Here is a 7,717-nt window from a genome sequence, read left to right on the forward strand (position 1 = left end):
GTCCTCACGTGTCGATGTCCACGCGCCTGTGTGCGCTGGCCGCTTCCGTCGCGCTGCTCACCGCCCTCGCCGTCCCGGCGGCCGCCGCCGACCCGGGAGCTGCGGCCGGTTCGGGCGCCCCGACCGTCAACCTCGCCACCAACCCCGGGTTCGAGCTGCCCTCCCCCAACCTCGCCGACTGGGGCAGCGTCCCCGGCTGGAACTGCACGGGCGGTCCGGCCGAGGCGGCCGTCACCACCACGGCCGCCCACTCCGGCACCTCGGCGCTGACCGTCACCCCGGCGAACGCCGACTCCACCGGCGAGTGCGCGCAGACCGTCGACGTCCAGCCCGACACCACTTACACCGCCTCCGCCTGGGTGCGCGGCAACTTCGTCCACCTGGGCGCCACCGGCACCGGTCACGACGTCGCCCCCGCCTGGACCGCGACCACGTCCGGCGGGTGGCAGCAACTGACCACCCGCTTCACCACCGGCCCGAACGCCCGTAGCATCCGGCTGTACGTGCACGGCTGGTACCAGCAGGGCCCGTTCTCGGTGGACGACGTACGGGTGGACGGCCCGGCACCCGCACCCGCGGTCGCGGCGGGCTCCATCCCGACGACCGACAAGGTCGTCTTCTTCACCGTGGACGACGGCTGGCAGCGCACCCCCGAGGCGGAACGGTTCATCGCCGACCACCACCTGCCGATCACCGCCTTCCCACTGCCCATGCCGGCCGGCACCGACCCGGACTTCTTCAAGCGGGTCACCGCCGTGCCCGGCTCCTCCGTCCAGGACCACAGCGTCTCGCACTCCGACCTCAGCAAGCTCCCGCTGGAGCAGCAGCAGGTCGAGATCTGCGACGCGCGCGACACGATGACCCGCCTGTTCGGCACCGCACCCGTGGTGTTCCGCCCGCCGTTCTTCACCTGGAACACCGACACCCTGCAGGCCGCCGCCAACTGCGGCATCCGCACGGTGCTGACCGCGGACGCGGACTTCAGCTGGGGCGCCTCCAACATCTGGCACCCGGGGCTGCTCCAGCCCGGTGACGTGGTCCTGATGCACTGGACCGACGCCCTCGCCGCCGACCTGCCCCGCGCCCTCGCGGCCGCCGAGGCCGCGGGACTCAAGCCGGCCGGGCTGGTGGACTACCTGCACTGACGGGCACCCGGGCTGGCAAGGCTGGCGGGCCGTCATCTGTCATCTCTTCACGCCGGCTTCCGGCGGGCCGGGATCGCCCCCGTGCTCCGGACGGTGCTGTCACCACTCGCCGCGGTGGCCGATCACCCGGAAGCTGCCCACGACGCCATCGCAATCGAAGGCGCCACCGAAATCGGACTCGTCCTCGTCGAAGTGGCGGGCCGCCACGCCGTTGGTGGAGCTGTGGGGGCCCACGACGGCGACCGGACCACCGTGGTCGCAGTTGAAGCCGCGGAAGACCTCGATGGTCTTCCAGCTGTCGTTGAAAACGTTGAAACTGGTAGCACCCAGGCCGCTGGCCGTGGTGATGCAGCCCTCGGTGTGGGCGGAGAACGTTCGTTCGTTGAAGAAGATCCTCCCCTCCTTGTGGCGGTGGCCGCGCTCGCCGCCCTCGTGGCCGCGTCCGCCGTGTTCGCCCTCACCGTGTTCGCCGCCCTCGTGGCCGCGTCCACCGCCCTCGCCGCGGTCGCCGCCCTCACCGTGTTCGCCGCCCTCGTGGCCGCGTCCACCGCCCTCGCCGCGTCCACCGCCCTCGCCGCGTCCACCGCCCTCGTGGCCGCGTCCACCGCCCTCGCCGTGTCCACCGCCCTCGCCGCCCTCGTGGCCGCGGTTTTCGTTCTTCTCTCCGCCTGCGTTGCTGCCGCCAGAGGCGACCGCCTTCTCTCCGCCTGCGTTGCTGCCGCCAGAGGCGACCGCCTTCTCTCCGCCCGCGTTGCCGCCGCCAGGGGCGGCCGCGGCCGGGGCGGCTGGTTGGGCTGGCGGGGCCGCAGGCTGGGCTGCCGGCTGGACGGGCGGCGGCGCTGGGGTGGTTCCGGAAGACGAGGCGTACGTGATGCCGGTGGCCGCAAGGACCGTCGTGCCTATTCCGGCAGCGGTCAAAGTTAGTGCGCGCGTGAACATGTCACTTCTCTCTGTCGCGAGGACGCCGACCAGGCGTCCGATCTGCGATGAACGTAATGAGAGCTCTTGTGGCTGGCATTTCGGACATGCCCAAGGTGTGACGCCATGGGGCCAGCCAGGTGGAATTGCGGCACGCATCGCATACCGATCAAAGATCTGAGGCCTGGTGGATCACGACCCCTCGGGGGGCGACGCGCGGTCCTGAGTGGAGGTCAGCGCACCGCGATCCGTCCCGGACGAGCGCTCGACAGCCCAGCGCCTCCGCCGGATCGGAACCAGGACGGCGATCGGGGTGAGGGCGATCGCCCGGGTGGGTGCACCACGACCCGACTGATCATCCGCCGAGGCTTCGGCTTCCACTCCGCAGACGCCGTCATCGCCCTGGTCGTGCTCACCCTCGCCCCCCGCCCCGCCCTCCCGGGGCGCCAACCCACAACGGCCTGACCCACACATCAAGCAGGAGAGCCTGTCTTCCGCCATCTCTTCGCCGCCATCCGTCCGCCGGTGATCTTGTGCGTTGACAGGGCGTCCGTGGCATGGCTCTAATGGGGGCGTGCAGCGCGGCGTCGGCCACTGAGCAGTGGGCCGGCCGACAGCCGAGCCAGCACCTGATGTGCAAGGGGACGATGCGCGATGAGTACTTTCTCCGCTGCCCTGATCTGACCCAGGCGGCCACTGCGGTGTCCGCCGAGTTGTTTGCGCGCGCCGCGTGTGGCCGCTGATCCTCGAGTTCCCAGGAGACTTCACCACACACGCATGCCTATGTCCTTCAATCTGAACATCATCGAGGAGTTCCGCGCGAACGGCGGCCGGGTCGGCGGACCGTTCGAGGGCGGCGACCTGCTGTTGCTGACCACCACCGGGGCTCGCTCCGGTCGGCCGCACACCGTGCCGCTGGGGTTCGTCCGGTCCGAGGGCCTGCTCCTGGTCGTCGCCTCGGCGGCCGGGGCGCCGGAGCACCCGCAGTGGTACCGCAACCTGCTGGCCCATCCGGTGGTGCGGGTCGAACTCGGCACCGAGACCTTCGACGCGATCGCCGTGCCCGCCGAAGGTGACCGCCGCAAGCGGCTGTTCGAGACCGTGGTCCGTACGGCGCCCGGGTACGGCGACTACCAGGCGCACACCGAACGGGAGTTGCCGGTGGTCGTGCTGGAACGGCCCGAGGCGCCGCCAGGTCTGCCGAGCGAGGCGCGCAGTTTGGCCGACAAGCTGCTGGAGGCGCACACCTGGCTGCGGGCCCAGCTGCGCCACGTCCGGGCCGAGGCGCAGTCGCACTCCCCCGGCCGCCCGGCCGGGCTCGGACTCCAACTGCGCCAGCACTGCCTGGCGTTCTGCGCCGGGTTGACCCACCACCACACCGGGGAGGACTCCGCGATCTTCCCGGCCCTCGCGCGCAGCCACCCCGAGCTCGCCGGAGTGCTGGAGCAACTCGGCGAGCAGCACCGGGCCATCGGGCGGATCAAGGATGAGCTGGTGGCACTGCTCGCCGAGATCGGGATCTCCGAGCCGGACCGGCTGCGGTCCGAACTGGACCGGATGTCAGCGGAGTTGGAAACGCACCTCGACCACGAGGAGGCGGAGCTGTTGCCGGCGCTCGCCGGGATCCCCTTCCCGCCGGTGCGGCCGGGGCCGACCGCGCTCTGATCCTGCGGTGCCCTGATCCGGCGGCACCGGCTGTCACGTCACGGTCCCGACGGGACGGCGGAACCAGGGCGGGACGGGCCCGGTCTCAGGACTGGCTGAAGACCGGGAGGTAGCCGTCGGCCTGGCCGGACGAGTTCGGGTGGTAGCTCTCGTCGATCGGCCAGGTGGTGCTGTGCAGCCAGGTGTCCAGCCCGCCGCAGATCTCGTGCCCGGCGAAGGTGTCGCGCACGTCGGCGAAGGTGAAGCCGGCGTTGGCGACCTCCTTGGAGATGACGCTGTCCAGCGTGTCGGCGGCCTCGTTGATGGCGGCGCGCTTGGTGTCGCCGATGCCGAAGAGGCAGTAGCCGCCGATCTGGTAGAGGTGCGGGTAGCCCATCACCACGACGTGGGCGTTCGGCGACTTCGACTTGATCGCGGAGTACACCTGGTCCAGCTGGCCCGGCAGGGTGTTGACCGCGTAGTTCTCGGCCGTGTTGACGGCGTTGAGGCAGTCGCTGTCGGAACCGAGCACGCAGGTCTGCATGGTGCTGGAGAACCCGGCGTCGTTGCCGCCGATCGTGAGACTGACCAGCGTGGTGGAACTCTTCAGCGCGGAGATCTGGCTGTTGAGGACGTCACCGGTTCTGGCGCCCGAACAGGCGACGAAGGAGAAGGAGGACGGGGAGTTCGCGTTCGACCACAGGTAGGCGTAGGCGTTGGTGCTGCGCTTGCAACTACCGCTGTCACTCAGGTAGTTGCCGGCACCGACGCCGGCCGAGTAGGAGTCCCCGAGCGCCACGTAGTTGACGCCGGCCGCGTTGGCGGACGACGCCGTGAAGAGCGTCGTCATGGCGAGGACGGCCGCTGTCGCGGCGACGGAGAGAGCACGAGCTGGGCGGAACATCGCACCTCCAGGTAATGGCGTGGGACACGGAAGGAATGCCGAGCGGTGGACGAAAGCGAGAGTGTTCATGCCAAGGTTGTCGGCGGACCGTGGGCGCGGGGAGAAGTGAACTGCCCCGGCACAAGGGCGCCGCCACGCGGGCGACCGGGCGGACGTCCTGACCGACGCGCTCAGGAGCGACTGAAGACCGGGAGGTAGCCGCTGGCCTGGCCGGCAGAGGTGGGGTGGTAGCTCTCGTCGATGGGCAGGGTGGTGCTGTGCAGCCAGGTACTCAGCGAGCCGCAGATCTCGTGGTCGGTGAAGGCGCTGCGCACGTCACCGAAGGTGAAGCCCGCGTTGGCGACCCGCTTGGCGATCACGCCGTCGAGGGCGTCGGCGGCGGCGTTGATGGCGGCGCGCTTGGTGTCACCGATGCCGAAGAGGCAGTCGCCGCCGACCTTGTACAGGTGCGGGTAGCCCATCACCACGACGTGGGCGTTCGGCGACTTGGACTTGATCGCGGAATACACCCGGTCCAACTGGCCCGGCAGGGTGTTGACCGCGTAACTCTTCGCCGTGCTGACGGCGTTGAGGCAGTCGCTGTCGGACCCCAGGACGCAGGTCTTCATGGTGTCGGCGAAGCCCGCGTCGTTGCCGCCGACCGACAGGCTGACCAGCGTGGTGGAACTCTTCAGCGCGGAGATCTGACTGTTGAGGACGTCCCCGGTTCTCGCGCCCGAACAGGCCACGAAGGCGAAGGAGGACGGCTTGTGCGCGTTCTTCCACAGATAGGCGTAGGCGTTGGTGCTGCGTTTGCAGCTACCGCTGTCGCCCAGGTAGCCGTCGGCACCGACGCCGGCCGAATAGGAGTCCCCGAGGGCGACGTAGTTGACGCCGGCCGCATTGGCGGCGGACGCGGTGAAGAGCGTCGTCATGGTGAGGCCGGCCGCTATCGCGGCGACGGACAGGACACGAGCAGGGCGGAGCATTGCACCTCCTGGTATGACGCGGGTCACAGAAGGGATACCAGGCGGTAGCCGAACGCGGAAGCGTTCACGCCAAGGACGTTGACGGACAGTCTGATAGCGGAGAAGTGAACTGCTCCCGACAGAACGTGAGTTCACGCAGGTGGGTGCTGGTGTATGTCGACGCGCGTCGGTCATCGCGTGTAGACGAAAAACTTTCGAGAAGTCGGCTCGCGGTCAGCCGGCGGTCAGCGTACGGCCGCCGGTGCGTCAGTTCGCGGCGCGCAACGGCACGCGCGCCGGGGCCCGAACGGTGTTACCGGGGGCGCGACTCAGCGCCCCGGGGAGCGTCCGCCACCCGGGTAGACCGGGCCGGGGAAGACCGTGCAGCCCTCGACCGGCAGCTCCTCGATCGTCTCGTTCGCGGCGGCGGGCACGCCGAGCCAATGGACGGCTGCGGCGACCGCCGCCCGGGCCTGGCGCAGCCCGGGCGCCCCCCAGCCCAGCAACTCGACCGCGAGCCCCGGCGCGACCAGCAGCCGCCGGTAGTGCCGACCCGAGGCCGGGTCGGCCTCGCTCGGCCCGACCGCCCGCAGCGCCGCCGCCATCCGGACCCGCGCGCACTCGTGCCCGCCGTTCGCCGAACCGACCCGGTCGTAGAGGTAGCCGAGGTAGTACGGCCGGCCGATCACGGCCTGGGCCTCCTCGCTCGCCTCCCGGGCCAGCGCGGCCGCCGGGTCAGCGGCGTCCTCCGGCTCCAGCGAGCCGCCGGGCAGCGAGCAGATCCCGTCCCTCGGGTTCACCAGGGTCAGCACCCGCCCGTCCGGGGCGAACAGCCACCCCCAGGACTGCTTCGTCGGCAGCCCGTCCGGCACCTGCTCGCCCGGCCGCCACGGCCAGCCCGCCGTGGGACGCCGACGCACCTTCCCGAGCAGCTCGGCGATCTCCGCCGTGAACTCGATCCGGCCCATGCCGCGCGTCCCCCCTCTCGCTGTCGGGCTCGCCGGACCTGCGGAGCACGGTTCGAGCAGAGCGGCCGGAGCGGCGGCGTGGGGTACCGCGCGCTCCTGCTGTTGATCTTCTCCGATCTTCCCCGAACAGGCGGTCGATGAACAGTCCCCAGCACCGCATGGCGGATGCGGCGGCCGCGAACACCCTGATCACCCCAGCGGCCCACCCCCGCCCCCGGCTTCGGCCCCCGCCCCCGGGAAGTCCGGCAGCCGGAACCCCGGCTGCGGGACCACACCGGGCGGGAAGGGCAGCCCGCGCGCCGCGTCGTCGGCCAGTTCGTCGAACACCTCGTGGGCGGTCATCGGCCGCAGCCGCCCACCGGCCAGCGCCCAGCCCCGCACCCGCGGCCCGGGCCCCGGTCCGCCCGGCGGCCCGCCCGAGGGCCCGTCGGGCGACCTGTCCGGCGGCCCGTCCCCGTTCCCCGCGGACGGATCGCCGTGCAGGAGCAGCGCCCCCTCACCGCCCGAGGCCACCCCGGCCGCGAGCGTGACGCAGAACGCCTCCGCATCCCGCCCGGCGGGGTGCAGGTGCCCCCGCTCCACGCAGACGTCCACAGCCGAGGTGAGTTCCTCGCCGTCCTCCGGACCGTGGCAGCGCAGCGTCAGCAGGTGGCAGCCCTCCCCCGCACCCTCGGCCAGCGCCAGGTAGACCGAGGTCACGTACCTCATCACGGCCGCCATCCGCCGCTGCCCCGTCGGGTCGTCACCCACCGCGCCCAGCAGCGCCGCGCAGGCCACGGACATCCGCACCCGCGCCCGGTGGTCGTCCAGCAGCACCGGCAGGAGGTCCACCAGCGGCTCCCCCGCGTAGACGAATGGCTCGCCGGCCAGCTCCGGATCCCCCGCGTACGCGACCCGCGCGGCCGGGGCCCGGGGATCGAGCCCGAGCGCCGAGCAGTAGTCCTCGAAGTCACCCGCCTCCAGCACGCGCAGGTGAACCTCCAGCCCCTGCTCGTACAGGCCCGTCAGCTGCTGCTGCGCCCGCAGCAGGTACTCCTGGTGCCCGAGCGCACCGAACAGCCCGTACTTCGCCAGCCCGGCGAAGTCGGCCCCGGCCGCCGACACCGCGTGACCCACCAGCGAGCGCCCGCACACCTCGTGCAGCACCTTGGGCAGCTTGTTCGACTTCATCCGGGTCCCGCCACCGGCGGC

General features: G+C 71.5%; 7 protein-coding genes. 2 read left to right on the forward strand and 5 right to left on the reverse strand.

Annotated features, from left to right (window positions below; translation table 11 throughout):
* Nucleotides 1–14: 14 nt before the first annotated feature.
* Complete coding sequence (locus tag HS99_RS07000) at nt 15–1,145, forward strand: polysaccharide deacetylase family protein (protein WP_063737793.1); 1,131 nt, start codon at nt 15–17, stop codon at nt 1,143–1,145.
* Between the two features lie 99 nt (nt 1,146–1,244).
* On the opposite strand, the gene HS99_RS44675 is transcribed toward HS99_RS07000, so the two are convergent.
* Nucleotides 1,245–2,084 carry a hypothetical protein gene (locus HS99_RS44675; protein WP_157846578.1) on the reverse strand — a complete coding sequence of 280 codons (840 nt, stop codon included), beginning with the start codon at nt 2,082–2,084 and terminating at the stop codon, nt 1,245–1,247.
* Between the two features lie 756 nt (nt 2,085–2,840).
* Between HS99_RS44675 and HS99_RS07020 the strand changes: the two genes are divergently transcribed.
* Nucleotides 2,841–3,728: a nitroreductase/quinone reductase family protein gene (locus HS99_RS07020; RefSeq protein WP_030552212.1), complete on the forward strand. Its 888-nt coding sequence runs from the start codon at nt 2,841–2,843 to the stop codon at nt 3,726–3,728.
* A gap of 85 nt (nt 3,729–3,813) precedes the next feature.
* Here the strand turns inward: HS99_RS07020 and HS99_RS07025 are convergent, their stop codons facing one another.
* From HS99_RS07025 to HS99_RS07040, 4 genes are all read right to left on the reverse strand, one after another.
* The gene (locus HS99_RS07025; RefSeq protein ID WP_030552214.1) at nt 3,814–4,611 is read right to left on the reverse strand and encodes an SGNH/GDSL hydrolase family protein; all 798 of its coding nucleotides are present in this window, start codon (nt 4,609–4,611) and stop codon (nt 3,814–3,816) included.
* 170 nt (nt 4,612–4,781) lie between these two features.
* Nucleotides 4,782–5,579, reverse strand: a complete 798-nt coding sequence (locus tag HS99_RS07030) for an SGNH/GDSL hydrolase family protein (protein WP_030283042.1) — start codon at nt 5,577–5,579, stop codon at nt 4,782–4,784.
* 308 nt (nt 5,580–5,887) lie between these two features.
* On the reverse strand, nt 5,888–6,526 hold the full coding sequence (locus HS99_RS07035; RefSeq protein WP_063737792.1) for a hypothetical protein: 639 nt from the start codon (nt 6,524–6,526) through the stop codon (nt 5,888–5,890).
* A gap of 189 nt (nt 6,527–6,715) precedes the next feature.
* Nucleotides 6,716–7,717 (reverse strand): DUF8829 domain-containing protein (locus tag HS99_RS07040; protein ID WP_063737791.1); only part of this gene is annotated, 1,002 nt, incomplete at its 5' end.

The organism is Kitasatospora aureofaciens (assembly GCF_001188955.3).
Lineage (GTDB): Bacteria > Actinomycetota > Actinomycetes > Streptomycetales > Streptomycetaceae > Kitasatospora > Kitasatospora aureofaciens.

What these genes read in the sequence shown, in the direction of transcription:
- HS99_RS07030 (WP_030283042.1), bottom strand. Translation starts at nt 5,579, where the DNA reads ATGCTCCGCCCTGCTCGTGTCCTGTCCGTCGCCGCGATAGCGGCCGGC.
- HS99_RS07020 (WP_030552212.1), top strand. Translation starts at nt 2,841, where the DNA reads ATGCCTATGTCCTTCAATCTGAACATCATCGAGGAGTTCCGCGCGAAC.
- HS99_RS07000 (WP_063737793.1), top strand. Translation starts at nt 15, where the DNA reads ATGTCCACGCGCCTGTGTGCGCTGGCCGCTTCCGTCGCGCTGCTCACC.
- HS99_RS44675 (WP_157846578.1), bottom strand. Translation starts at nt 2,084, where the DNA reads ATGTTCACGCGCGCACTAACTTTGACCGCTGCCGGAATAGGCACGACG.
- HS99_RS07025 (WP_030552214.1), bottom strand. Translation starts at nt 4,611, where the DNA reads ATGTTCCGCCCAGCTCGTGCTCTCTCCGTCGCCGCGACAGCGGCCGTC.
- HS99_RS07035 (WP_063737792.1), bottom strand. Translation starts at nt 6,526, where the DNA reads ATGGGCCGGATCGAGTTCACGGCGGAGATCGCCGAGCTGCTCGGGAAG.